We start from the raw sequence: 23,598 nt of genomic DNA, 5'->3' as shown, positions 1-23,598 counted from the left end.
TCGCCGAAACGGGGGCCGGGCCCGGCCCGAGCCGGCGACCAGGCGAGGCCGCCGGGGGAACCACTTCACGCACACGCTGTCCAGTACATCAAGACGGCCCCACGTCGTTGGGGTTCCCGAAGAGGCAGGGAGATGCCGCACGAGCCGGATGCTGTCGAGACGACGTCCGAAACTCCTCCGTCACACCAGTCCGAACGAGTGGGTGCGATCCAGCGGTTGCTGTTGACGCTGGCCTTCGTCGTCGCCTCCGGACTGTTCGTGTACTTCGCCTTCGAACTGACCGCCACCGGCCGATACATGCCGCTGATCGTGGGTGTGCCGGCGGTCCTGCTCGGACTGTCGGCGCTGGTCGGCGATGTCCGGCGCCTCGTGAACGCCTTCGGGGCCCGTCCCGCTGCGCGCGGGCAGACCGACCAGGGCGGCCGCTACAGCGTCGAGGCGAGCGACGGCGACGCCGTGCCGGCGATGAGCGAGCGGCGCGTGTTCGTGGTGCTGGCCGTGCTGTTCGTCACGTTCTGGCTCTTCGGCCTGGTGGCTGCCACCTTCGTGTTCGTCACGGGCTACATGCTGCTCATCGGCAGGGAAGGGCGTCTTCTCTCGCTGTTCGTCGGAGCCGCGACCGCAGGGTTCATGTACTTCTTCTTCGTCCAATTGCTGCGTGCCCAGGTCTATCGGGGGTATGTGGCGCGTGAGCTCCTTCCACTTCTCCTAGGCGGTTGACCATGCTCGAGGCCATGCTGGGAGGCCTGGGCCTCTTGTTCGACTATCGCGTCCTCATCATGGTCGTGATCGGGATCGTCTACTCGCAGTTCATCGCGGTGATCCCGGGGCTGGGTGGCCCCTTCATGCTGGCGCTCATCGTCCCGTTCGCTGTGGTGCAGGACCTCGTGCCGGGGCTGGCCCTGCTCGTCGCGACGACGACGGCGACGGGAACCGGCAACACCGTAAGTTCAATCTACTTCGCGGTTCCGGGGTCCGGGGGCGGTGTCGCATCCATCTTCGACGGCCACCCCATGGCCAGACGCGGCGAAGGGCAGCGGGCACTGTCGGCTGGCCTGACGGCCTCGATGGTCGGCGGCATCTTCGGTGCGATGGCGATGGTGGTCATCATCCCCGCGGTCCGGCCCATCGTCCTGAGCCTGGGGCCGCCGGAGTTCTTCGCGCTGACCTTGGTCGCGATCGTCTTCATCGGCTACGTCGGCGAGGCCTCGTTCTCGCGCAGCCTGCTCTCCGGCGGGATCGGCATGCTGCTGGGGCTCATGGGGCTGGAGCCGGCCACGAGCGCGACCCGTTACACGATGGGCTCGTACTACCTGTGGGACGGGCTGCCGCTCGTGCCGATGCTCCTGGGCCTGTTCGCGTTCGCGGAGATGATGGCCCTGATGCGTCGCGGGGGGCGGCTCATTCCGACGGCGAAACCGCCAGCGCCCGGCGAGCGGTCCCAGTTGAAGCAGGGCATACGTGACGTCTTCGCCCACTGGCCAGCGACGCTTCGCTCGTCCATGGTCGGCATGGGCGTCGGTCTGCTCCCCGGTCTCGGCATGGCGGCCTCCCAGTTCATCGCGTACGGCAGCGTTGCCAAGGCAATGAAGGGCAAGACGGAGTACGAGTTCGGCAAGGGCGCGATCGAAGGGGTGATCGCCGCGGATGCCGCCACGAATGCGAAGGATGGCGGCGGGTTCATCCCGACCCTGGCCTTCGGGATCCCGGGCAGCTCCTCGATGGCGATCCTGCTTGGCGCCATGGTGATGCTCGGGATCCAGCCGGGACGATCGATGATGGAGGGCGACGGGCTGTCGATCGTCTGGCTGATCATCTTCATCCTGGTCCTGTCCAGCGTGTTGTCGACCGGTCTCGTCATGGCGCTCATGCGGCCGCTGACGAAACTCGCGTCGACCAGGGGATCCATTTTGGCCCCGATCATCCTGTGCGTGTCGCTGTTCGGTGCCTACGCAACGCGACTGAACATCCGCGACATCTTCGTGTTGTTCATCTTCGGGGCGCTCGGCTACTTCATGAAGAAGCACGACTACAGCCGCGCGACCCTCGTCATCGGCTTCGTGCTCGCACCCCTCGCCGAGCGCGGCCTGATGCTCTCCTACAACATCCATGGCTGGGGCTTCCTGCAGCGGCCACTCGTGCAGCTGATCCTGATCACGACCGTGCTCTCGCTCACCTTCCCGATTCTCAGGCAACGGTTCGGTCGTGGCCGAAGCGGGCCGAGCGAAGCTGCGGCCCGGGCGCCGGAGAATGAGGACTCCGCACCCCGTGGGTGAAAGACGCCCAGCGCCCGCCGTGGGGCGCGCAGGCGACCGCCAACCGGCGGTGCCGCGAGACAACGCAAAGATGGGACGAGCATGACCCTGACGAACATGGAACTGCGCGAGCAGGTCGCCGCGTGCACCCGCTTGATGGTCCCCGAGGGGATCATCGACTTCAGCGGGCACGTCAGCGCGCGGATCCCCGGGAGCGACCACATGCTGATCCAACCACGGCTCGTCGGACGCTCGGTCCTGCGCCCCGAAGACCTCCTGGTCGCGGACCTCGACGGCAACCTGGTCGAGGGCGACGGCGAGCTGCCCTCGGAGACGGCGCTGCACACGGGCGTCTACCGGGCCCGCCCGGACGCGCACGCGGTCTGTCACGGCCATCCGCTCCACTCGACGGTGTTCTCCACCGTGGATGTCCCGATGCGCCCGATGCGGAACTTCGCCCAGCGGATCGCGGACGGCGTACCGGTGCATCGCGACGGGACGCACATCCGGTCGCAGGCGCAGGGCGAGGAGCTGGCGAAGACGCTCGGCGACCACCTGGTCTGCCTGCTGCGTGGCCACGGGACCGTGGTCGTGGGAGGCAGCGTCAAGGAGCTCTTCTCGAACTGCCTCGACCTGGAGGAGAACGCCAAGGCGCAGATCCAGGCGTCGATGGTCGGCACGCCCCTGCCGTTCGAGGACGACGAGATCGAGGCGTTGCGAGCGAGCTTCGGCAGCCCGTCGGGTCGGGCGTCCAAGATCTGGAACCACTATCTGGAGAAGGGCGCGCACTACCTCTGGTGAGGGACGGCCCGCGCCGCGTCAGAGGTCGTTGCTGCGTAGCCAGTCGATGTAGGCGGCCATGCCGCGACCGATGTCGAAGGCCGGCGAGTAGCCGGTGTCCTCGCGCAGTCGATCGATGGACATGTACTGCTGGTGGTCAGCCGTGCCGGCACCTTCGTGCGGGAGGCCGGCGTCCGGGGCTGCGGCCCGGGCGGCGTCGATGACGTCGGCTGGTGCGACGCCCTGGCCAGCGCCGAGGTTGTAGACCCGGTGGTTGAGCCGGTCGCTCGTGTGGGCGAGTGCGATGCCCTCGGCGCAGTCCGTGACGTAGCACAGATCGGCACTGCGGTGCGCCGCCGAGCTCGCGCGCTCCGCGTCATGGAGCTCGAGCGCGGCCCCACGCGCGGCGGCGTGGGCGACACGGCTGGGCAGATTGCGCATGCTGTGGTACAGCGGACCGTAGATCTGGGCGATCCGTAGGTAGCGGCTGTCGATGTCGAGTGGACCGCTCAGGTGCAGCCCCAGGATCTCCTCGGCCTTCTTGTAGGCCTCCGTGGAGCTTGCGGAGGTGACGGGCAGGGGACGGTCCTCGACGAACGGCCCGTCGTCGCATCCGGAGTAGACCGCCACGGAACTGGCGATCGTCACCCGGCCGCCGATGTCGCGTGCGACCTCGAGCACGTTCAGCAGCGCCTCGGTGTTCGTGCGGTACTCCGCCGCGGCGTCGAGCGCACCCAGCCCGGGCACCGCCAGGTGGATGATGCTGTCGACCCGATGCCGCCGGACGAGCGCCTCGAGCGCCTCCTTGTCCACGACGTCGAGTTGCTCCACGGCGACACTTCTGCCGAATTCCTCGGACAGGAACGCCGGTTCCCGTCGGCGTCGGAACTGCGTCAGCACGAGGCGCTCGCCTCGGTCGACGAGCCGCCGAGCGGTGTGCAGCCCGATGAAGCCCATGCCGCCGGTGATGAGAATCATGCCGTCGCTCCTGTCGTGATGGCTCCGCGGCCGGTGACGCGGGCGAGCAATGCTCCCGGATCGGCCGGGACGGTGTCGCCGGTCCATGCGATGTACTGGTCGGGACGGACAAGGACGAGCCCGGCGTCGAACTGCTGCGTCTCGCCACCGGCCGGATCACGGACGATGTGCAGCGGGGTGCCGGTCGCCCGTGCGGCCTCCTCGAACGTCTCGAGGTCCGCATCGGCGGCTCCGACCGCGATGAGCGCGAACCCGGCGCCGAGCGCCTCGAAGACGTTGCGGTCGTCTGCCAGTCGCAGCGGCGGCAGGTGGTGACCCGGGCGCGCCCGGTAGGTGTGTTCTCCCAGCGCGCTGCTGACCCCGCCCTCGGGGGCGCCGACGATGACCGACGAACCCTCGTAGTGCGGTTCGAAGGTGGAGACCTTGCGGCCGAAACTGTCGGCGAAGTCGGCGAACCGCTCCTGGAAGTCCGGGTGCGTCTCGGGAGCGTAGGTCGCCAGCCATTCGCGATCGTGCTCGATCCATCCTCCGATCAGTCGCTCGCCGATGTCGGAGAAGATGGCCTGTCGCTCCTCGGTGTACGAGTCGAGCAGCTGTTCACCGCCCCAGCCGCGCAGGGCGGCGGTGAGCTTCCAGGCGAGGTTGACGGCGTCCTCCATCCCGTTGTTGAGCCCGTACCCGCCGTAGGGCGGATGGGTGTGGGCGGCGTCACCCGCGATGAAGACGTTGCCCCGGCGGTAGCGGTCGGCGACCTGCACCCGCAGATCCCAGAACCCGACGTGGTCGATCGTGGCATCGAGATCGAAACCGGCCGCCTCGCGGAGTTGTGCGAGCGCGTCGAAGTGCTCGAGGTCGGTTCCGTGAGGAATGGGGGCGTGGAAGAAGAACGATTCGCCCACGTCGACCCGGCCGAAGAACTGCCAGTAGCCCTGCAGCGCCGGATGCATCACCCGGTAGGTCGAGCGAGCCGGGAACCGCTCCAGCGCTTCGTGCAGGTCGCGGGAACGGAACACGATCAACGACACGAGTTCGCCCCAGTCGGTGCCGTGACGCGTGATGTCGGCGTGCTCACGCACCATCGAACGGCCGCCGTCACACCCGACGACGTAGCGAGCGCTGAGCCACCGGCGCTCACCGTCGATCTCGACCTCGACCCGGGCCCCGTCGTCGGACTGCGTGACCTCGGTGGCGACCGCGCCGAGGTGCAGGGTCACGTTCGTCAGCTCGTCGAGCCGTCGTCGCAGCACCGCCTCGGTCCGGTACTGCGGAAGGCGTTCGTTGGCCTGGAAGTAGTAGCTGCGCACGACCTCTCGTCCGGCCGGAGCGTGCCAGAAGTCGCTCATCAGTGAGCCGTAGGCCGTGATCTGGCCGATGGGGTGACCACGCGGCATGGTGCGTGCCGCGCGGATCTCCGGCTCGACGCCGAAGAAGTGGAAGTGCTCCATGGTACGCTGTGCGAGCCCCTGCCCCTTCGGGATCGGGGACAGCTCCGTGCGTTGCTCCAATACGACGCAGTCGACGCCGCGCTGGCCGAGGGCGATGGCCAGCCCGACGCCGACCGGGCCCCCGCCGACGATGATGACTTCGTGATCGTGGTTCCCCATGGCGGCCTCCTGCCTCCGGCGCGCCCTGCCTGCCCGACCGGCCCGACTCGCGCTCCCGCGCGTCAGCCTATCGGTCGGACCTTTAGTTCTAAAGTCCATCTGCGCGTAGAGTCATGCCGTCCCGACCCGGCAGGCGGAGGCGTCGATCATGCGAACGAGTTGGTTCATGCGGACGTTGGTCGGCGTGGTGCTGCTGACCGCGACCCTGGACCTGGTTCGGCCCCTGGTCTCCTACCGGGCGCTCGAACTGGGGGCCACGGTGGCCCAGATCGGCCTCATCGCGGGCTCGTATGCCGTGCTGTCGTTCGCCCTCGCGATACCGGCCGGCCGCTGGATCGACCGCCGGGGGCCGTCGACTTTCATCGTTTTCGGTGCGCTGGTGCTCGCGGCCACGATCGGACTGCTGGCGGCGGCGCCGAACCTCGGTGTCCTCGCGGTCGCGCAGGCGCTGCTCGGGCTCGGGCAGGTGTTCTGCCTGATCGCGATCCAGGCGCTGATCGCGAACGGCACGACCTCGGAGCGCCGCGACGCGCACTACGGCATGTTCGCGTTCGCGGCCTCCATCGGTCAGGTGGCGGGACCGTTCGCGGCCGGCGTGCTGCTGACCAGCACCGGCAGCACGACCCTGGCGTTCCTGGCGAGCCAGGTGTTCGTCCTGCCGCTGCTGGTGATGGCCGTGTCCCTCGTGCGCCGGCCTCCGCCCTCCGTGAGCGCCGGTCGCCCGGGAGCCGGGACGGGCGGCTCGCTCCTTCGTTCGGCGGGCGTCGTCCTCCGCCTGCCATCGATGCCGCAGGCCATGTCCGTCAGCATCGCGGTCATGGCCACGATCGACATCCTCGTCGCGTACGTCCCCGTCTACGGTGAGGCCAGGGGACTCTCGGCTGCCACCGTCGGAGCCCTGCTGGCGGTTCGGGCCGCGGCCTCGGGCGCCTCGCGGTTGCTCCTGATGCCGATGCTGCGCGCGCTGGGCCGCCGCAACCTCTTCCTCTACGGGTTGGTCGTCCCCGCCATCGCCCTCACGGTTCTGCCCTGGTCCGCCAATGTCGCACTGGGCTTCGCCCTGATGGCGCTCGCTGGCTTCGGCCTCGGCCTCGGCCAGCCGATGTCGCTCGCGTGGGTGTCCCAGGCCGTGCCGCCGGAACGGCGAGGCATCGCCCTCGGGATCCGTCTCACGGGCAACCGGGGCGGTCAGCTCCTGCTGCCCGTGGTGGTGGGAGCGGTGGGCGGCGCCGCGGGCGTCCCGGCCGTGTTCGTCGCCATGGGACTGATGCTGGCGGGCAGCGCCGGGGCGGTGCTCACCGCCGAGTTCCCCGAGGTCGATCCAGCGCGGCGATGAGCGGGGCGGATGCCGGCAACGGCAGCTCGATCCCGGCGACAGCGGAGCGAGGGGGCCGATGGCCCCCTCGCTCCTTCCGAGCGCCGCGCCCCGTTGAGCGTCGGGGCGCGTCGGTCACGTGAACTGCGGGAAGATCTTGGCTGGGTTGTTGTGGAAGATGTCCAGCTTGTCCTCCTCGGACAGGAAGTCGTACGCGCTGATGACCGGGACCAGGTCGTCGGCGGAACGCCCCGTCTCCGGACGGATGGCCTTGCCCGAGCCGGGCGCCTCGGTTCCGAACAGCATCCGCTTGACCGTGCGCTGCTTGATCGCCGCCTCGAGGTAGTGCACGTCGTGGGCACAGGTGTCGTAGAACAGGTTGTCGGACAGATCCTTCTGCGCGAGGTGCGGATCCGTCGGGATCCAGCGGTCCAGCGAGCCCCCGCAGTGGCAGATCACGACCTTGAGATCGGGGAAGCGCTCGAACACGTCGCTGTGCGAGAGGACCTGGTTGGCCCAGTACTGCTCGGCGACGAACCCCAGCTGGTAGTTGTGCGGCACCAGGGCGAAGCGCGGGTCGTGCACGTTGGTCCCGTGGATGATGATGGGGACGTTGAGTTCGACGCACCGCTTGTACAGCGGGTCCCAGTAGGACTCCGCGAGCCCGGGACCGTCGCGCCGCCCGGTGGGGTCCGGCGACACGTACGCGGCGACGAAGCCGAAGTCGTCGACGCAGCGGTTGAGTTCGTCGAGCATGTGCGTCGCATCCGGTTCGGTGATGCTCTGCGGAAGCTGGCAGGCACCCAGGAACCGCTCGGGGAACATCCCGACCTGCTTGGCGATCGAGTCATTCACGAACCGTGTCCAGACCGGCAGCAGGTGGGGCTGCATCCACCCGAACATGAGGTAGGGCCGTGGACCGATGATCTGGACGTCGATGTCACGCTCGTCCATCACCTTGAGGTGGTTGCCGACCGACGTGTCCCAGTCGTCGTCCTCCAGACCGAACACCCCGGCCAGGGTCGGATCACCCATGGGGTTGTTGATCACCATGTTGGTCGCCTGCAGCACCATGTTGAAGCGACCGACGCCCCCCATCGGGGCGGAGACGTGCCCATGCACGTCGAAGACCTTCTTGCCGTTGTACATCCCTCTTCCTTTCAGACGGTCGTCGTACGAGCGCGGCAACGCCTCAGCGAGGTCACGGCCGTCCCTGGTACGCACGACGCTAGCAACACGGCGAATGGTCTGACAATATTCATTTTGGGGATCCAGCGTGCGGGACGGGCAGCCCACCTGGCCAGTGGCTCAGGTCACGATCTGGCGGATGGCGGCCGCGACCGCCACCACGACGAGGCTCAGGCGCAGCAGACGTGGGTTCAGCCGTTGCGCGCCCTTGGCGCCGAACCAGCCGCCGAGCACGGAGCCGACGGCAACGACGCCGGCGATTCGCCAGTCGACGACGCCGGCCACCACGAAGATCGATGCGGCCAACAGGTTGGCCGTGGTCGACAGCAGGTTCTTCAGCCCGTTCACGGCCGTCAGCTCGGCCTGGAGCAGGAGGCCGAGCAGGCAGAGCAGCACCACCCCCTGCGCGGCGCCGAAGTAGCCTCCGTAGATGCCCGTCAGCCCGACGCCGAGCATCAGCGGCGCACTTGCGCCCGTCACGCCGACGGCGTCCTCGTCGCGGGCGGCCGGCCGCGACGGGACCGTCCGGCGTCCTGGCCGGGACCGCATGAGCTGCGTGATGCGCGGTTGGGCCAGCGCGAGAACGGCCGAGCCGACGAGCAGCACCGGGACGGCGGCGGCGAAGACCGCAGGGTCGAAGGCGAGCACGAGCAGGCCACCGAGTGCGGCCCCGGCGGCCGAGGGCACGAGCAGTCGTGCCACCAGCCGCCGCTGGCTGTGCAGGACCCGATGGTAGGCCCCTGCAGCGGCCAGGCCCCCGGGCACCAGCCCGACCGCGTTCGACACGTTCGCCGTGACCGGCGGCACCCCCATGGCCAACAGGGTCGGGAACGTGATCAGTGTTCCTGCGCCGACGACCGCGTTCACGGCACCGGCCCCGGCGGCGGCGAAGAAGAGGATGACGACCTGGAGCGCGGACATCGGCGTCAGCCGTCGCGTGTGGTGGTGGCAGAAGGCGATGCAGGATGGCCCCAGCGATCGACGTAGGTGACGTGTTCGGCGGGGGTTCGACGAGCCGCGGCGAAGGAGGATCCGACCGTGTAGGCCACAGGCAGCAGCGCGGTCTGCGTCACCTCGTCGTGGGGGATGTCGAGAATGCTGGCTGCCTCGCGCTCGTGGTGCAGGTGGAACGTCGTCCATGCGGCGCCCAAGCCACGGGAGCGGAGCGCGAGCATGAAGCTCCACACCGCCGGGTAGATCGAGCCGTAGAAGGCTGCCGCGCCGACGCCGGCGGGTGGACGGCCGAGCAGGCAGGGGATGACCAGGACCGGGACCCGGTCGATCGTGTCGAGCAGATGGCGCACCGACCGATGCAGCCGGACCTCGTCCCGCGGCGCGCGGTCGCCCGTGCGGCGCTCGCGCAGGTAGGCCTCGCCTCGCGACCGAAACAACGCGCCGATCGCGGCACGCCGCTCCTGGTCCCGTACGACCACGAAGCGCCATGGCTGACGGTCTCCGCCAGAGGGCGCCTGGACCGCCAGCCGAAGGCAATCGAGCAGGACTTCGTCGGGAACGGGCCGATCGAGTTCGAGCCGCCGCCGGACGGTCCGCGTGGTGCTCAGGATGTAGTCGATTGAGGCCTGGTCGCAGTGCGTGAGGTCCATCGGCGCGCCTTGTCACCCGTGCTCGTCGTGGGGGGCGGCTCGGCACGTCGCATCGGCGTCGTGCGAAGGCTTGCCCCTCTCGCGGAAAAAAGGTATAACCTTTTCTCCCGCAGGGAAAGCGGCGACGGCTGGCGATGTGCCACCGGCGAGCGCGGCCCGCGTGTGATGCAGCCTTGGTGCCACGCCGACAGAGGAGAGCAGCGTGCCAGCGAAACGCCAAGTCATCGAAGTCGAGGGGCTCGGTCACGGGGACAACCCCATTCCGGTCGCGGTCAAAGCGGGTGGCTGGCTCTTCACTGGCACGGTCCCCGGTATCGACCGAGCCACGGGCACCTTCCCCGATCAGGTCGCGACCGAGATCGCGAACGCATTCGACAATCTCGGAGCGGTCCTCGAGGCGGCCGGGGTCGCGTGGGGCGATGTCACGAAGGTGGATGTGAGTTTGCGCGACAAGGCGCATCGCAACTTCGTCAACGACAACTGGCTCAAGTACTTCCCGGATGACGACGACCGCCCTGTGCGCCACGTTTCTCGTGTGGACTTGCCGGGCGAGATGAACATCCAACTGCAGATCGTCGCGATGGCTTCCTGACCGCCACCCGGCGCGGCGGTTGTCGGTGGTGCGCCGCACGCGAGAAGAAAGACTGAACATGGCAAAGATCACGTTGGGCATCGGAACCTCGCACAGTCCGATGTTGAGTACGCCGATCGACGAGTTCGAGGGGCACGCCAGCCGCGACGCGAAGAACCCCCAGATCCCCGACTACGCCGGCCGAACCGAGCGACTCCGCGAGCAACTCGCCGATCAGTTGACCGACGATGTCGTCGCGGCCAAGAACGACGCGTGTCAGGCGGCGATTGCGAAACTCGGGGCCACGATCCGCGAGCGGGACATCGACTTGCTGCTCATCGTGGGTGATGACCAGGAGGAATGGTTCGACAAGGAGAACATTCCAGCTCTCGGCGTCTACTGGAATGATCAGGTGGAAACGCGGCCACCGGATGTCGAGCACATGCATCCGACCCTTCGTTCCGCCTACTGGGGCTACCACGGCGACGGCACCAACCACACCGTCCGGGTGCATGGGGATCTGGGTCGCCACGTCATCGCTGAGCTGACCAAGCAGCACTTCGATGTCTACAGCTTTCGCCAACAGCCCACGGACAAGCCCCTCGGTCACGCGTGGACGTTCGTCTACCACCGCATCCTGGAGCATCAGTTCGATCTCCCGGTTCTCCCGGTGTACCTCAACACCTACTACCCGCCGAACACGCCCGCGCCCGGCCGTTGTTTCGAGTTGGGACAGGGGCTTCGCCGCGCGGTGGAATCGTGGGACGAGGACCTCAACGTCTGCGTCGTCGGCTCCGGTGGTCTCAGCCACTTCGTCGTGGACGAGGAACTCGACCGCGGACTGTTGGACGCGATCGCTCAGGGGGACCGCGAACACATCGAGCAGATCGACCCCGACCGTCTGCTGTCGGGCAGTTCGGAAGCGAAGAACTGGATCACTGCCGCGGGGGCTGCGGAGCACCTCGACTTCAAGGTCATCGACTATGTGCCGTACTACCGCTCTCCCGCGGGATCCGGCGTCGGGATGGGATTTGCCGTATGGGAATGAACGAGGACCTCTCGGTTTGGACGACGTTCGGGACCGCCACGATTTCGGACGCGCTGGACAGTCAAGGCATCGAGGGATGCGCGCTCGGCCTGATGCCGATCGATCGTTCGGTCGCCATGGCGGGCCGCGCTTTCACCGTGCGCTACCGGCGGATCAGCCCGACCGACCCAGGGACGGTGGGCGACTACCTCGATGACGTCCCGGCCGGGGCGGTCGTGGTGCTCGACAACGCCGGCGACGAGTCGTGCACCGTCTGGGGGGACATCCTCACCCAGATGGCCTCGCGGAAAGGCGTCGCCGGCACGGTCATCGACGGTGCCTGTCGCGACACGCAACGCGCCGTCGATCTCGGGTATCCGTTGTACTCGCGCGTCCGCACCATGCGCACGGGCAAGGACCGGGTCGAAGTCTCGGACGTGCAGGAACCGGTGTCCTTGTCCGGCGTGCAGGTCGCGCCCGGCGACCTGATCGTCGGCGATTGTGATGGCGTGGTGGTCGTGCCCCAAGCCGTCGAGGCGGCGGTGCTTGACGCGGCGAAGCGCATCAACGAGGCGGAGGCCCAGATCGAGTCGTTGCTCGAGCAGGGCCACTCCATCAGGGAGGCACGCGAGCGCGCGCAGTACCACAAGCTCCAGAGCCGCCAGAGCGACAGCGATTGACGCTTCCGACCGCCTAGGCAACGCCCTGCCGAGCCATGACGACATCAGAACGGGAACTGTGCGGATGAGCGAGCAAAATGCGCAAGCGAACGGCGGGCGCTGGCTTGGGACCGACCTGCGTTGGCTCGGTGACCAGCCGCCCCCGACCGCGGCTGACCTGCACGAGGCACAGGGCCGGACGGGTGACCTCCCCGCGCGGATCAAGCCGATCAACCCGGCCATGCAGGTCTGGGGGCCGGCCTACACGGTGGCCGTCCCCCCCGGTGACAACCTGTGGCTGCACCGGGCGATCTCGGCGGCCCCCGAGGGCAGTGTGCTCGTCGCCGGGCAGACGCAGCCTGCGGAGGCCGGATACTGGGGCGAGATCACGACCGAGGCCGCCATGGCGCGGGGCCTGCGCGGGTTGGTCTTCGACGGTGGGGTCCGGGATGCCGCGGTGCTCGTGGAGCTGCCGTTTCCGATCTTCGCGGGGCAGTTGTGCATCCGCGGGACCGTGAAGGACCCGGACAGTGCAGGTTTCGTCCGTCTGCCGATCACCCTCGGAACCGCCCGCATCCGCACCGGCGACCTGATCGTCGGCGACGTGGATGGCGTGGTCGTCGTCCCCGCACGCAACGCGGATCGGGTCGTGGACGCCGCCGTGCAACGCATCGAGAAAGAACGAACGATGGTCGAGCAGATCAGGCAGGGCGCCAGCACGCTGGACCTGCTCGGTCTTCGCTGAACACAGATCGGGGCATCCAGTGCGCCCAGGGAAGTGGTGACATGAAAAAAACGCTGCAGCTCAGCGCCGTCCTCAGTGACAATCCGAGGACGCAACCGTTGTCCGATGGTTCCGTTCAGGCGCAAGGGATGGACCTCGTGATCTCGAGCGTCCACCCGTCGGAAATGTTTTGGCGGCAACTCCATTTCGGAGATTTCGACATCTCGGAGATGTCTCTCGCCTCGCTGTACGTGATGGCCGACCGGTTTGGCAAGGACGCGTTGGACTGGGTCGCCATCCCGATCTTCACGTCTCGGCGATTCTTCCACACCGGTATCCACGTCCGGGCCGACAGCGGCATCACCGACCCAGGCGGCCTCAAGGGCCGAAAGGTGGGGGTGCCGGAGTATCAGCAGACGGCCGCGGTCTGGACGCGAGGAGTTCTCGAGGACCACTTCGACGTCACGCCACGAGACATCACCTGGTACATGGAACGCGGCGACGGCATGGATCATGCCTCGGGAACCGGGTTCACGCCCCCGGACGGTGTGGTCATCAACCGGATCCCCCGCGAAGAGACCATGGCGACCTTCCTGCAGAAGAGGGCGATCGACGCCTCCCTGATGTACATCAAGGACGAAAATCTCGTCGACCGCAGTCGGGGGGAGATTACCGACGGTGGTGAGGTCCTGCCGCTGTTCCACGCGGCTGAGGAATCCGCCCGCTACTACGAGAAGTCGGGTCTGTACCCCATCAATCACGCGGTTGTCATCCGCCGTTCGTTGGTCGAAGCGCACCCCTGGGTGGTTCTGAACGCGTACTCGGCCTTCCTCCGTGCGAACGACGTCGCGTACCGGCGTACCGTCGAACTGGCCAAAGATTTCGTCGTACCGGGCCGTCCCGAGCCGATCACGGAGAATCCCTTCCGCTACGGCGCGATCGACAATGCGCCAGAACTCGAAACGCTTGGTCGCTACGCCCATGAGCAGGGGCTCACTGCGCGGCAACTGAGCTCCAGCGACATCTTCGACGAACGAACGCTGCAACTCTGATTCAGGCGCCCGGCGCGTCGTCTCCACAGACTTGCGGCGGCGCTCGGTGGGGGAGGTTTCGGTGATCAACGACCTGCGGTCGCTGATGACGTTCTACCGCCTCCGCCGCAAGATGGATCCGCCATTGGCCTACCTGCTCGCCGCGGGAGCCCAGAACCGCGGTCGACTGCCGCCGACCCTGCCACCGGTGGTGTCGAAAGCCGAAGCGTGGCGGCTGCAGGACCGATGGCGGCGCGGGAAAGACGACCGAATGGCGCACCAGCTCGTGGAACAGGTCTTCGGCCCCGAAAGCTGGCCGGCCATCGAGGAGTTCGTCCGTCGTGCAGATCGTGCCGGTGCACCGCGCCGCTGATCGTCTCAGTCGGCAGGCCGACACACGCCGTTGCATTGCTGCCAACATGGGTGGAGAGATGCTGTGAGAGCGTTGGTCACTGGAAGCAACTCCGGTTTCGGGCGCGCCATCGTCGGACAACTCGCGGACGCGGGAATGGACGTCGTGGCTTCAGCACGGCGCCCTGAGGCGGCAGCCGACCTGCGCCGGGAGCGTGAAGGTGGAAGGGGGGCCGTCGACGTCGCGGTGCTCGACGTCGCGGTTGAGTCGTCGCGGGAACAGGCCATCGACGAGGTTTTCACGCGTTATGGGGCGATCGACGTGCTGGTGAACAACGCGGGCATTCTTCGCGTCGGCTCCCTCGAGGACATGCCTCCGAAGACGTTGGAGCAGATGTTCGCCACCAATTTTTTCGGGCCGGTCGACCTCGCGCGACGGCTTCTCCCGCAGATGCGCGCACGGGGCGCGGGACGCATCGTCAACGTGACGGCCATCGGTGCGGTTCTGTGCACCCCGTTTCTCGGTGCGTACTGTGCGACCAAACACGCACTCGATTCCGCGTCGGCGTCCATGGATCTCGAAGTTCGAAGCTTCGGGGTTCGCGTGTGTTCCGTGCTGCCCGGTGCGTTCCGGACAGCGATCGCCGCGAACCTGTCGGGCGATGCTGAACCGCCCGGCGCCTACGCCGAACTTGTGGAGGACTTTGCGAGCGGGCTCGCCGAACGGATCGAGGGCGGCCCGGACGACCTGACGCCGGTTACTCGGGCCGTGCTCGCTGCGGCAACGGACTCGGCTCCGAGATCTCGCTATCTCGTGGGCGGCCCCCCGCACCTCGGTCCGCTCGTCGACTCGCTCGAAGCCGCGCACCTGGCGGAGGCCCAGCGTCTGGGCCTGGAAGACGGGCACGACGTCCGTGCCTGAAGACCAGACCGGAGCCGCAACACCGGCGTCGTCCGAGCGGGACGGGGGACCAACGGGGCAGGCCGAGCCCATGTCGGGCAGCGCCCGGCTGTTGGCCTACGCGATCGGCGCCTTCGGTCTCGGCATCGGCAACTCGATGGTGTTCCTGATGCCGCTACGGGCGCGGGAGCTCGGTGCGTCCTTCGAGTTCATCGGGCTGCTCGTCGCAGCCGCGTCGATCCTGCCGGTGCTCCTCGCCGTGCCACTCGGCGAGGTGGTCGACCGGTTCGGTCCGCGGCGCGGCTTTCTCCTTGGAGCGGGCACGTCGGCGATCGTGGCGGCGCTCGCCGCCCTGGTGGTCAACCACTGGGTCCTGCTTGTGTTGCAGCTCGCCTTCGGCGCCACGCGTGGGCTCGGATGGATCGCTTCGCAGTCCTACGTCACCGGCATGGCCACAGGAACCGCGCGTGCCGCCAACACCGGCCGGTTCAGCCTGTTCAGCAACGCCGGGACCATGATCGCGCCGCTGCTGACGGGCGTGGTCGCGCAGTTCGTCGGATTCCGATGGGCTTTCTTGTTCATCGCCGCCTATGCCGGCGTCTTCTTCGTGCTGGGCCTAGGCCTGAAGTGGTCGGGACGGGTCTCGATCTCGGCGAAACGCAGGCGTCGCGACGTGGGCTTCCGCCGCGCGCTTGGTCTGGTGGCCGTGCCGGGCGTGCAGGCCGCGCTTTTCCTCACCGGTGCCAGGCTCTGGTTGGCGAAGACGTTCACCGGTTTCTTCCCGGTCCTGATCGTGGAAGCGGGTGTCGACCCGGCCGTCGCGGGCTCCGTGATCGCCATGAGCGGTCTGGTGGCGACCATGATGGCGCCGACGGCGGGGTTCTGGTGCCGCTTCGCTCGGCCCGCCACCGTCTGTGCCAGCGCGTTGGGGTGCGCAGCAGTCGGCATCGCCTTCGGGCCACAGTTGGTGCAGCCGCCCTTGGTCTACCTGCCGGCGGCGATGTTCGGGATCGGCAGCGGGCTGAGTCTTCCCCTGTTGTTGACGATCGTGACCAACAGTGCCAGCGAGAGCCAGCGGGGCCTGGTGCTCGGGCTGCGTCAGACGGTCAACAACGTCGCAGGAAGCACGGCGCCGATCGTGGTCGGGCCGTTGGTCGCGGGCGTCGGCATGGTCCTGGCCTTCCCGTTGAGTGCCGCCGTGGCCGCCGCCGCGATCGCGGTTGCGGCCGTGCGTGGGCGGACAGGTCCGTCCCCGGACGCGTCGGCGGCACGATGACCGACATCCGCGGACCGTCGACCCGACCTGCTCCCGGACCGGAGCGACCTCCGGCTGGCCGAGGGCTGCACGGTTCCGTGTGCGCTTACGAGCTTGATAGTTCGCTAGTCGCAAAAGGTATGAAGATTTGCATGCAGATCGGCTTCACGTGATTAAGGTCACGGCCGCTGAAGCGCGAGCGCGGAGGGGCACGACCCTTGCCCGCGTGAACGGGCGGCGACGATGCCCCGTCGACCAGTCGATCGAAGACCCAGGGAGAGGATCTCGAGATGAAGCCACGCTTGCTCGCATTGGCCTCCGCGGTCATGCTGCTCGCCGCCGCATGTGGCGGAGCGGAGCCTGACGCCGACGGTGCCGCCGAAGATGCGGCGACCATGGAGCCGGAACAGACCGACGAGGACGATCTGAACGGATCCGGCGAGGACGATCCGAACGGATCCGGCGAGGACGATCCGAACGGATCCGGCGAGATCGACCTCGAAGCTGGCTATGCCTTCTTCGCCGAGAACGACATCGAGATGGCCCTCGCGGTCGATCCGGGTGGCGGGATGGACGCGTACGCGCGCGCGATCGCGGCCGGACTGGCGGAACAACTCGACAACTCGATTCAGGTGACACACCGCACGGGGGCTGGTGGAGCGACCGTCGGGAACTGGCTGACGTCCAACGCGGGGAATGCCACGGTGTTGACCTTCAACCGGGTGAGCGGTTGGGTGCTCAGCCAGCTGACGGGCGATGAGCGTGTCAATTACGACATCACCGAGTGGAACGCAATCGGCCGTGTGGTGGCCGAACCCCGGGCGATCTCGGTCGGCGCCCACACCGGGATCGAGAGCCTCGAGGAGATGCTCACGACGGAGGGTCTGCGCTTCGGGGCAACCGACCTCGGCGGTGGCGACTGGGTCGATGCGACGGTAATCGTCAACGCCTTCGGCCTGGACGCCGAAGTCGTCGCGGGCTTCGAAGGAAGCGCGGCCACGGAGCTGGCGGTGATCCGGGGTGACGTCGATGCACAGACCGGGAGCCCGGCCTCGCGACTCGGTGCGGAGCAGGCCGGCGACATCCTGCAGATCGGGGCCATCGGCGCGATGCCCGGCGAAGACGAAGTCGTCGACATCTCCCGTGTCACGCTGGCGAGCGATCTCGATCACCTGATCGATGGTGAGGAGGGCAGCCTTCTGCTCGAGACCCACTCGAACATCATCGAAATGGGTCGTGGTCTCTTCGCGCCGCCGGATCTCGACGCCAACCAGCTCGCAGCGCTTCGTGATGCCTTCCGGAACATGATCCTAGACGAGGAGTGGCTGTCGCAGATGGAGGCTGACGGGCGTCCCGTCGACGCCATCGGTGGTGAGGAGCTGCAGTCACTGATCGTCAACGTCGCCGAGTCGATCCCGGACGCGTACATCGAACTGATCAACGTCGCCGACTAGCCGGCGAGCGGCGGTGGGGCGCGGCGAGTCGTCGCGTGCCACCGCCGCCGCACAGGTGGCGGCGCGCGGACGGGAGAGACGCCATGGACGCAACGGATGACGTTTCTGGACCACAACGGAACGGAGTGCGCCAACCGGGTGACGTGGGAGCCCCGGAGGACCCGGCAGGGGACCAGCCGGTGCCGGGCGAGGTGGACGTCCGAGCCGAAGAGGTGATCGGTGCCACCCGCGTCGGTACGCGGTCGGACATCTGGGTCAGCACCTTCCTGATGCTGCTGGTGATCGCCTATATCGTTCGGTCGTTCAGCTACTCGACCGAAGCGCGCCTGTTGCCCGTTGCAACGGCGCTGCCCGCTTTCGTGATCCTGGCGACCGTGACCGGTAGGAGCGTACTGCGCTACCTCCGCACGATCCGAACGCCGAACGGACCGACGTCGCAGCCCTCGGCGGACAGGGCCGCGGTGAGAGGTCCCGATGTCGACGAGAGCGAGAAGCTGAGCCGTCGCAGGGACCGCATCAACGCACGCCGCTCGATCGTCTGGGTGGCGTTGGCGTGTCTCATCCCGATGACCATGGGCTTCGTACTCGGGTTTCCCGTGTTCCTGCTGTTGTACCTGCGGTTGCAGGCGGAGGAAAGTTACTTCTTCACCGTCATCTACACGGCCGTCTTCTGTGCGGCCGTATACGCCTTCTTCATCATGTGGGTAGGAATCCGCCCCTACGAGGGGTTGTTGGACCTTCCGGGTCGCCTCGGCCTGTGAAGTGACGTTGCGGTTCATCCAGATGAACCGAATGACCGTGGAGGCTTCCTATGTTTTCGGGGATGGCCGAGGGCTTCGCCCTGCTCAGTTGGGACATTTTGGGGTGGGCGGCCCTCGGAGTCCTGCTCGCGTCCTCGATCTCCGTCATGCCGGGCCTGGGTGGTGCGTTCGTCCTGGCAATCCTCATTCCCTTCGCGTTCGCGCTCGAACCCATCGAAGCGGTGGCGATTCTCACCGCGGCGATCGTGGTGACCTCGACGGCCAACACCATTACCGGCGTGCTGTTCGGCATTCCCGGTTCCGCCTCCGGTGTCGCCACCATCTTCGACGGCTACCCCATGGCGCAACGCGGCGAGGGCGGCCGTGCGGTGTCTGCAGGACTCGTCGCGTCGTTGGCAGGTGGCATCCTCGGAGCCGTCGCGCTCGGTGCGGTGCTGCCTATTGCCCGGCCAATGGTGCTCGCCTTCGGGCCGCCCGAGTTCTTCGCACTGGTGCTGGTGGCGGTCATCGTGATCGCGCAGATCCAGGACGGTGAGACCTCGCGAAGCCTGGTCGCGGGGGGGCTCGGTTTCATGGCTGCCTACGTCGGCGTCGAGGGCGCGACCGCCCAGTTCCGATTCACCTTCGGCTCCGGCTATCTGAGCGAGGGCTTCCCGCTGATCGCCGTGGTGATCGGACTCTTCGCCATCACCGAGATGATCGATCTCGGCCGCAGGAGGACGGCCATCGCAGCGGACGCGAGCACCGACTCCATGGGTCTGGGGTGGAGTGGAACGGTGCAAGGGGCGAAGGACGTCCTAGTGTACTGGAAGACGACGGTCTCCAGCAGTCTGATCGGTGTCATCGTCGGCATCATCCCGGGCATGGGCTCGGGCGCAGCGCAATTCCTTGCCTACGGTCGCGCGGCCACCGTGTCGCCGAACCGCGCACAATTCGGAAAGGGCGCCGTCGAGGGCGTCATCTCGTCGGATGCCGCCACCAACAGCAAGGAGGGCGGGAGTCTCGTTCCGACCTTGGTCTTCGGGGTGCCGGGCTCTGCGAACATGGCCATACTTCTGGCGGCCTTCATCGGAATTGGTATCACCCCCGGGCCAGAGATGGTGACGACCCAGCTGCCACTGACGTGGATGATCATCTGGCTCATCGTCATCTCGAACATCATGGCGACGTTGCTCTCGCTGGGGGCCGCGATACCGCTCGCACGTCTCACCATGGTCAAGGGTGAGCGGCTCATCCCCGCGATCATCCTCATCTGCCTGTGGGGAGGATTCACGGCATCGTTCAACGCCGGGGACCTGTTCGTCGTGGTCGGGTTCGGTTTCCTCGGCTACGCCCTGAAGCGCTACGGCTATTCCCGGTCGACCTTCGTCATCGGTTTCGTGCTGGGGCCGCTGCTCGAGCGCAACTACATCCTGTCGCAGCGGCTGTTCGGATGGTCCTTCCTCCTTCGCCCGTGGACGATGGCCATCCTCAGCATCCCGGTGCTCGTCATCGGCGCCAAGCTGTACGCGGACCAGCGCAACCGGCGACGGGACGCCGAGCTGGTGGGCCCGACGTCGTAACGCCAGCGCTGCGACCGGCCCCCGTCGCGTCCCGCTGGCGCCGCCGCGCGACTCGGGCAGCGGCCCCCTCGCAAAATCGAACGCCCAGGGCGACGACAAGGCGTCAGCCCTGGGCGGTGGTACGGGTGCCTTACCGATCAGCCCTTCAGGAAGGTGCGCAGTTCGTCGGCGACGACGTCCGGATTCTGTTGCGGCAGGAAGTGCCCCAGCCCGGGGTGTGCGTGCAGGGTGCTGTTCGGGAGCAATTCGTGAGTCTTCTCCGCCAGCGACATGTCGTTGATGTCGTCGTCGGTCCCCCAGAGCACCAGCGCATCGTTGTGCACGTGGGGGAGTCGCCGCACGGTCTGGTATCGAGTGCGCGTCTCGGGGACGCTCATGTGCGTCTTGATGCGGCGGTAGCTACCGATGTGGGCCTCGTCCGACGCGCGGGCCAGCGCCTCGTCGAGCAGGTCCTGACGCGGCATGTCCTGTTCGGCGAGGAACGCCATGTCCGCCCGGACCTCTTCCTCGGTGGGGGGCTGCCACTCCACCATGGACGCAAGTTTGCGGGTCGCGATCCCACCACTGCCGATCAGGACGAGCTTCTCCACGCGGTTCGGGCTCTCGTAGGCGAAAATCGACGCGATCCATCCACCCATGGAGTGTCCGACGATGTGCGTCCGCGTGAGCCCGAGTGCGTCCTGGAACTCGCGGACGAAGTCCACCAGGTAGGCGAACGAGTACTCCTGCTCCAGGACGTCCCCCTCGCCCCACCCGACGAAGTCCGGGGCGATGAGGCGGATCCCCGAATCGCGCATCAGCCCCATCGTCGGGAGCCAGCTCGTGGCCGCAGGGCTGTAGCCGACCCCGTGGAGCAGCAGCGCGGCCTGCTCACCGAAACCGACCTCGAAGTAGCGCGTGGTGCCGTGGCTCATGGACACGGTCTGGCTGCGGATGTCGTCGGCCACGGGCGGCTCCTTATTGAAGGTATAACCTTAGCCTAGACGATCCGGCTAGGCTCGCCCAGAGATTCGACGTCGTGACGTCCGGCCGGCCGTGCGGATCTGGTCGTCAAGGAGGCCGCATGAAACCGACGATCCCTGGTCCGCATCCGGCGCCGCATCCTCCACGCCGGTTCGTCGCACCGGCCGGCGCGTGCGACGCTCACTGCCACATCTTCGGTCCGGCCGACCGCTTCCCGTTCGCGCCTGGGCGGGCGTACACGCCGCCTGACGCCGGCTTGGAGCACTTCGAGGAGCTCCAGCGGACCTTGGGGATGCGTCACGCCGTCTTCGTCCAGGCATCGTGTCACGGCACGGACAACCGCGCGATGCTCGATGCTCTCCGGCGTGGCGCAGGGCGCTACGCGGGCGTCGCCATGGTGGACGATCGCGTCGGCGATCAGCAGTTGCAGGAACTCCACGCGGCGGGGGTGCGTGGGGCGCGGTTCAACTTCGTCAAGCATCTCGGGGGCGCGCCGGACATGGGCGTGTTCCGGCGCGTGATCGAGCGGATCGCGCCGCTCGGCTGGCACGCCGTCCTACATCTCGACGCGAAGGACCTTCTCGGGATGGGAGCGGCCCTGCAGCGACTGCCGGTGGCCTTCGTCATCGACCACATGGCGCGGGTCGATGCTTCGGCCGGCGTCGACCAGCCGGCATTCGTCGCCTTGCTGGAGCTGCTCGAGGACGAGCGGTGCTGGGTCAAGATCTCCGGTGCCGAACGTCTGACAGGGACCGACGGATCTACGCGCTACCGCGATGTCGTCCCGTTCATGGTGGCCCTCGTCGATCAGGCCCCGGACCGCGTGCTCTGGGGAACCGACTGGCCGCACCCGAACGTCCGCTTCATGCCAGACGACGGGGACCTGGTCGACCTGCTCGCGGACGTGCTCGGGTCGGAGCGCTCGCGCCAAGCCGTGCTTGTGGACAATCCGCGGCGGCTCTATCCGCTCAGCGGTTGAGCGCACGGTCGAGGCGGTCCAACGTCCGCATGGTCGGCATGATGTCAGAGACCGTTGACGCTGGCATGCGTCGTTCGAGGATCGACGCCACGAACTCGCGGTCCTGAACCTCAATTCCATCGGGGATGGCGTTGAGTTCGCCGAGGTCGATCTCGTTGCCGAATCCGTCCTTCAAGTCGTCGTAGAACGCCGTATAGGTCCCGGTGTCGCCGATGTAGCAGAAGCGGGTTCCGAGCGGCCCATCATGATTGAACGACAGGGCCAGCGTGCAGATCGCGCCCCCGTCGTTCGCGAGTCCGACGCTCATGTCCATGGCGATGCCAAGCTCCGGGTGGATGGGTCCCTGCAGGGCCCAGACGTGGTCCGGTTCCTGCCCGGTCTGATGAACGAACAGGTCAACGGTGTGGCAGGCATGGTGCCAGAGCAGGTGATCGGTCCAGGAGCGAGGCTGGCCGAGAGCATTGCGGTTCTCCCGGCGCAGGAAGACGGTCGTCGCCAGGAGATGCTGAAGGCGGAATTCTGCCGTCGCGATGCGGGCGTGCAACCACCGGTGCCCAGGATTGAACCGGCGGGTGTGGCAGACCATTGCGATCCGCTCGGCCTCGCGTGCGATCGTTGCGACGCGCTCCGCGTCGGCGAGCGATTCGGCGACGGGAATCTCGATGAGGACGTGCTTGCCTGCCTGCAGGCAGGACACCGCCTGGTCGGCGTGTAGCGGTGTCGGCGTGGCCAGCACGACGGCCTCGATCTCCGGGCTGTCGAGGAACCCGTCCACACCGATCGACCAGTGCGGGATGCCGTTCTCCGCGGCCACGCGTGCCGTCGCCTGCTCCTCGCCGCCGGCAAGACCGACGACCTCGACGCCCTCGATGCGTTGCAGGGCCTGGAGGTGCTTCTGTCCGATGGCGCCCTCGCCGGCGAGTAGGACCTTCACGCGTCGCCCCCATGGTCCTGATGGACGACACCAACATCCGCCAGCCGCTCGCGAAGGCCGTAGATGTCCAGGTCGAGCTCCGCATTCGCGAGCCGTTCCCGCGTCGCCTCCTCGCGCTGTAGCCGTTGCCGACTGGCGTCCGCGATCTGCTCTGTTCCGTCCCGAGGCACCCCGACGCCGTCGTCGTCGTCGGCCACCACGACGTCGCCCGGTCGTACCAACATGCCCGCGAGCACGACGGGGACGTTCACCGACCCCGGTGTCGCCTTCACCGTGCCCTGGGTGTGCACAGCACGGCACCAGACCGGGAAACCCATCGCGTTCAGTTCGCTGACGTCGCGAACGTCCGCATCGGGGTAGACGCCGGCGCACCCGGCCGCACGGGATGAGGTCGCCAGGAGCTCGCCGAACATCCCGTCGGTTGAGCGGGAGGTCGTTCCCATGACGACCATGTCGCCCTCCCGGACGCCCTCGACGGCGGCATGAATCATGAAATGGTCGCCTGCCTGGCAGGACACCGTCACGGCCGAATCGGCGACGCTGCTTCCGGCTCGGGCCGGCCGGATGCTCGGTCTCAGAGGGCCGCGTCGCCTTGTCGTCTCATGGACCGTCGCGACACCGGCGCCGGCGAGCGCACGGATATGGGCCGCGTCCGCTCGCTCGATGTTGCGGACGATTCCGTGCACGGCAAGCATACGGGAG

The 23,598-nt window shown here is 67.6% G+C and carries 24 protein-coding genes; 16 read left to right on the top strand and 8 right to left on the bottom strand.

The genetic code is table 11. From position 1 onward, the window contains the following. Positions 1–132: 132 nt before the first annotated feature. The 3 genes from ELR47_RS00250 (at position 133) to ELR47_RS00240 (ending at position 3,056) form a co-directional block, all read left to right on the top strand. A complete protein-coding gene (locus ELR47_RS00250) occupies positions 133–720 on the top strand; it encodes a hypothetical protein (RefSeq protein ID WP_130648063.1) in 588 nt (195 codons plus the stop codon). Between the two features lie 2 nt (positions 721–722). Next, the gene (locus ELR47_RS00245) at positions 723–2,276 is read left to right on the top strand and encodes a tripartite tricarboxylate transporter permease (RefSeq protein WP_130648062.1); all 1,554 of its coding nucleotides are present in this window, start codon (positions 723–725) and stop codon (positions 2,274–2,276) included. Between the two features lie 81 nt (positions 2,277–2,357). After that, complete coding sequence (locus ELR47_RS00240; protein WP_130648061.1) at positions 2,358–3,056, top strand: class II aldolase/adducin family protein; 699 nt, start codon at positions 2,358–2,360, stop codon at positions 3,054–3,056. An 18-nt stretch (positions 3,057–3,074) separates the two neighbouring features. Here ELR47_RS00240 and ELR47_RS00235 read toward each other — a convergent pair whose 3' ends face one another. Together ELR47_RS00235 and ELR47_RS00230 are read right to left on the bottom strand one after the other, a co-directional pair. Continuing rightward, a complete protein-coding gene (locus ELR47_RS00235; protein WP_165403738.1) occupies positions 3,075–4,013 on the bottom strand; it encodes an NAD-dependent epimerase/dehydratase family protein in 939 nt (312 codons plus the stop codon). After that, on the bottom strand, positions 4,010–5,617 hold the full coding sequence (locus tag ELR47_RS00230) for an FAD-dependent monooxygenase (RefSeq protein ID WP_130648059.1): 1,608 nt from the start codon (positions 5,615–5,617) through the stop codon (positions 4,010–4,012). Before ELR47_RS00230 ends, ELR47_RS00235 begins: the two co-directional genes overlap by 4 nt. Before the next feature lie 166 nt (positions 5,618–5,783). On the opposite strand from ELR47_RS00230, the gene ELR47_RS00225 reads away from it, so the two are divergent. After that, positions 5,784–6,953: an MFS transporter gene (locus ELR47_RS00225; RefSeq protein ID WP_165403737.1), complete on the top strand. Its 1,170-nt coding sequence runs from the start codon at positions 5,784–5,786 to the stop codon at positions 6,951–6,953. A gap of 114 nt (positions 6,954–7,067) precedes the next feature. On the opposite strand, the gene ELR47_RS00220 is transcribed toward ELR47_RS00225, so the two are convergent. From ELR47_RS00220 to ELR47_RS00210, 3 genes are all read right to left on the bottom strand, one after another. Continuing rightward, positions 7,068–8,081 (bottom strand): amidohydrolase family protein, encoded by a 1,014-nt coding sequence (locus ELR47_RS00220; RefSeq protein WP_130648057.1) that lies wholly within the window; start codon positions 8,079–8,081, stop codon positions 7,068–7,070. Positions 8,082–8,240: 159 nt separating this feature from the next. Next, positions 8,241–9,041 (bottom strand): sulfite exporter TauE/SafE family protein, encoded by an 801-nt coding sequence (locus ELR47_RS00215; protein WP_130648056.1) that lies wholly within the window; start codon positions 9,039–9,041, stop codon positions 8,241–8,243. A 5-nt stretch (positions 9,042–9,046) separates the two neighbouring features. Next, positions 9,047–9,724 carry a nitroreductase family protein gene (locus ELR47_RS00210; protein ID WP_130648055.1) on the bottom strand — a complete coding sequence of 226 codons (678 nt, stop codon included), beginning with the start codon at positions 9,722–9,724 and terminating at the stop codon, positions 9,047–9,049. 202 nt (positions 9,725–9,926) lie between these two features. Here ELR47_RS00210 and ELR47_RS00205 point away from each other — a divergent pair, with 202 nt between their 5' ends. The 11 genes from ELR47_RS00205 to ELR47_RS00155 all read left to right on the top strand — a co-directional run bounded on the left by ELR47_RS00205 (position 9,927) and on the right by ELR47_RS00155 (position 20,020). Continuing rightward, a complete protein-coding gene (locus ELR47_RS00205; RefSeq protein ID WP_130648054.1) occupies positions 9,927–10,316 on the top strand; it encodes a RidA family protein in 390 nt (129 codons plus the stop codon). Between the two features lie 58 nt (positions 10,317–10,374). After that, complete coding sequence (locus tag ELR47_RS00200) at positions 10,375–11,343, top strand: DODA-type extradiol aromatic ring-opening family dioxygenase (protein WP_130648053.1); 969 nt, start codon at positions 10,375–10,377, stop codon at positions 11,341–11,343. Beyond that, positions 11,340–12,002 carry an RraA family protein gene (locus ELR47_RS00195; RefSeq protein ID WP_130648052.1) on the top strand — a complete coding sequence of 221 codons (663 nt, stop codon included), beginning with the start codon at positions 11,340–11,342 and terminating at the stop codon, positions 12,000–12,002. The genes ELR47_RS00200 and ELR47_RS00195 overlap by 4 nt, the downstream gene beginning before the upstream one ends. 64 nt (positions 12,003–12,066) lie before the next feature. Beyond that, a complete protein-coding gene (locus ELR47_RS00190; protein WP_130648051.1) occupies positions 12,067–12,726 on the top strand; it encodes an RraA family protein in 660 nt (219 codons plus the stop codon). A gap of 41 nt (positions 12,727–12,767) precedes the next feature. Further along, a complete protein-coding gene (locus ELR47_RS00185; protein ID WP_130648050.1) occupies positions 12,768–13,757 on the top strand; it encodes a substrate-binding domain-containing protein in 990 nt (329 codons plus the stop codon). 61 nt (positions 13,758–13,818) lie between these two features. Beyond that, a complete protein-coding gene (locus ELR47_RS00180; RefSeq protein WP_130648049.1) occupies positions 13,819–14,109 on the top strand; it encodes a hypothetical protein in 291 nt (96 codons plus the stop codon). 63 nt (positions 14,110–14,172) lie between these two features. After that, a complete protein-coding gene (locus tag ELR47_RS00175; protein ID WP_165403736.1) occupies positions 14,173–15,009 on the top strand; it encodes an SDR family NAD(P)-dependent oxidoreductase in 837 nt (278 codons plus the stop codon). Between the two features lie 70 nt (positions 15,010–15,079). Beyond that, on the top strand, positions 15,080–16,264 hold the full coding sequence (locus tag ELR47_RS00170) for an MFS transporter (protein WP_130648047.1): 1,185 nt from the start codon (positions 15,080–15,082) through the stop codon (positions 16,262–16,264). A gap of 269 nt (positions 16,265–16,533) precedes the next feature. After that, entirely contained in the window at positions 16,534–17,697 is a 1,164-nt protein-coding gene (locus tag ELR47_RS00165) for a hypothetical protein (protein ID WP_130648046.1), read from the top strand. Between the two features lie 179 nt (positions 17,698–17,876). Continuing rightward, on the top strand, positions 17,877–18,458 hold the full coding sequence (locus tag ELR47_RS00160; protein WP_130648045.1) for a hypothetical protein: 582 nt from the start codon (positions 17,877–17,879) through the stop codon (positions 18,456–18,458). 62 nt (positions 18,459–18,520) lie between these two features. After that, entirely contained in the window at positions 18,521–20,020 is a 1,500-nt protein-coding gene (locus ELR47_RS00155) for a tripartite tricarboxylate transporter permease (RefSeq protein WP_165403735.1), read from the top strand. A gap of 137 nt (positions 20,021–20,157) precedes the next feature. Here ELR47_RS00155 and ELR47_RS00150 read toward each other — a convergent pair whose 3' ends face one another. Beyond that, positions 20,158–20,967, bottom strand: coding sequence for an alpha/beta fold hydrolase (locus ELR47_RS00150; RefSeq protein ID WP_130648043.1), 810 nt, complete (start codon positions 20,965–20,967; stop codon positions 20,158–20,160). A gap of 116 nt (positions 20,968–21,083) precedes the next feature. Here ELR47_RS00150 and ELR47_RS00145 point away from each other — a divergent pair, with 116 nt between their 5' ends. Continuing rightward, positions 21,084–21,962 (top strand): amidohydrolase family protein, encoded by an 879-nt coding sequence (locus tag ELR47_RS00145; protein ID WP_130648042.1) that lies wholly within the window; start codon positions 21,084–21,086, stop codon positions 21,960–21,962. Here ELR47_RS00145 and ELR47_RS00140 read toward each other — a convergent pair. Beyond that, the gene (locus ELR47_RS00140) at positions 21,952–22,896 is read right to left on the bottom strand and encodes a Gfo/Idh/MocA family oxidoreductase (RefSeq protein WP_130648041.1); all 945 of its coding nucleotides are present in this window, start codon (positions 22,894–22,896) and stop codon (positions 21,952–21,954) included. The two genes, ELR47_RS00145 and ELR47_RS00140, sit on opposite strands and share 11 nt — an antisense overlap. Further along, on the bottom strand, positions 22,893–23,591 hold the full coding sequence (locus ELR47_RS00135) for a 4-carboxy-4-hydroxy-2-oxoadipate aldolase/oxaloacetate decarboxylase (RefSeq protein WP_130648040.1): 699 nt from the start codon (positions 23,589–23,591) through the stop codon (positions 22,893–22,895). Before ELR47_RS00135 ends, ELR47_RS00140 begins: the two co-directional genes overlap by 4 nt. Between the last annotated feature and the right edge of the window lie 7 nt (positions 23,592–23,598).

Source organism: Egicoccus halophilus, from assembly GCF_004300825.1.
Taxonomy (GTDB): domain Bacteria; phylum Actinomycetota; class Nitriliruptoria; order Nitriliruptorales; family Nitriliruptoraceae; genus Egicoccus; species Egicoccus halophilus.
This window is presented reverse-complemented; position numbering and strand designations above follow the sequence as displayed.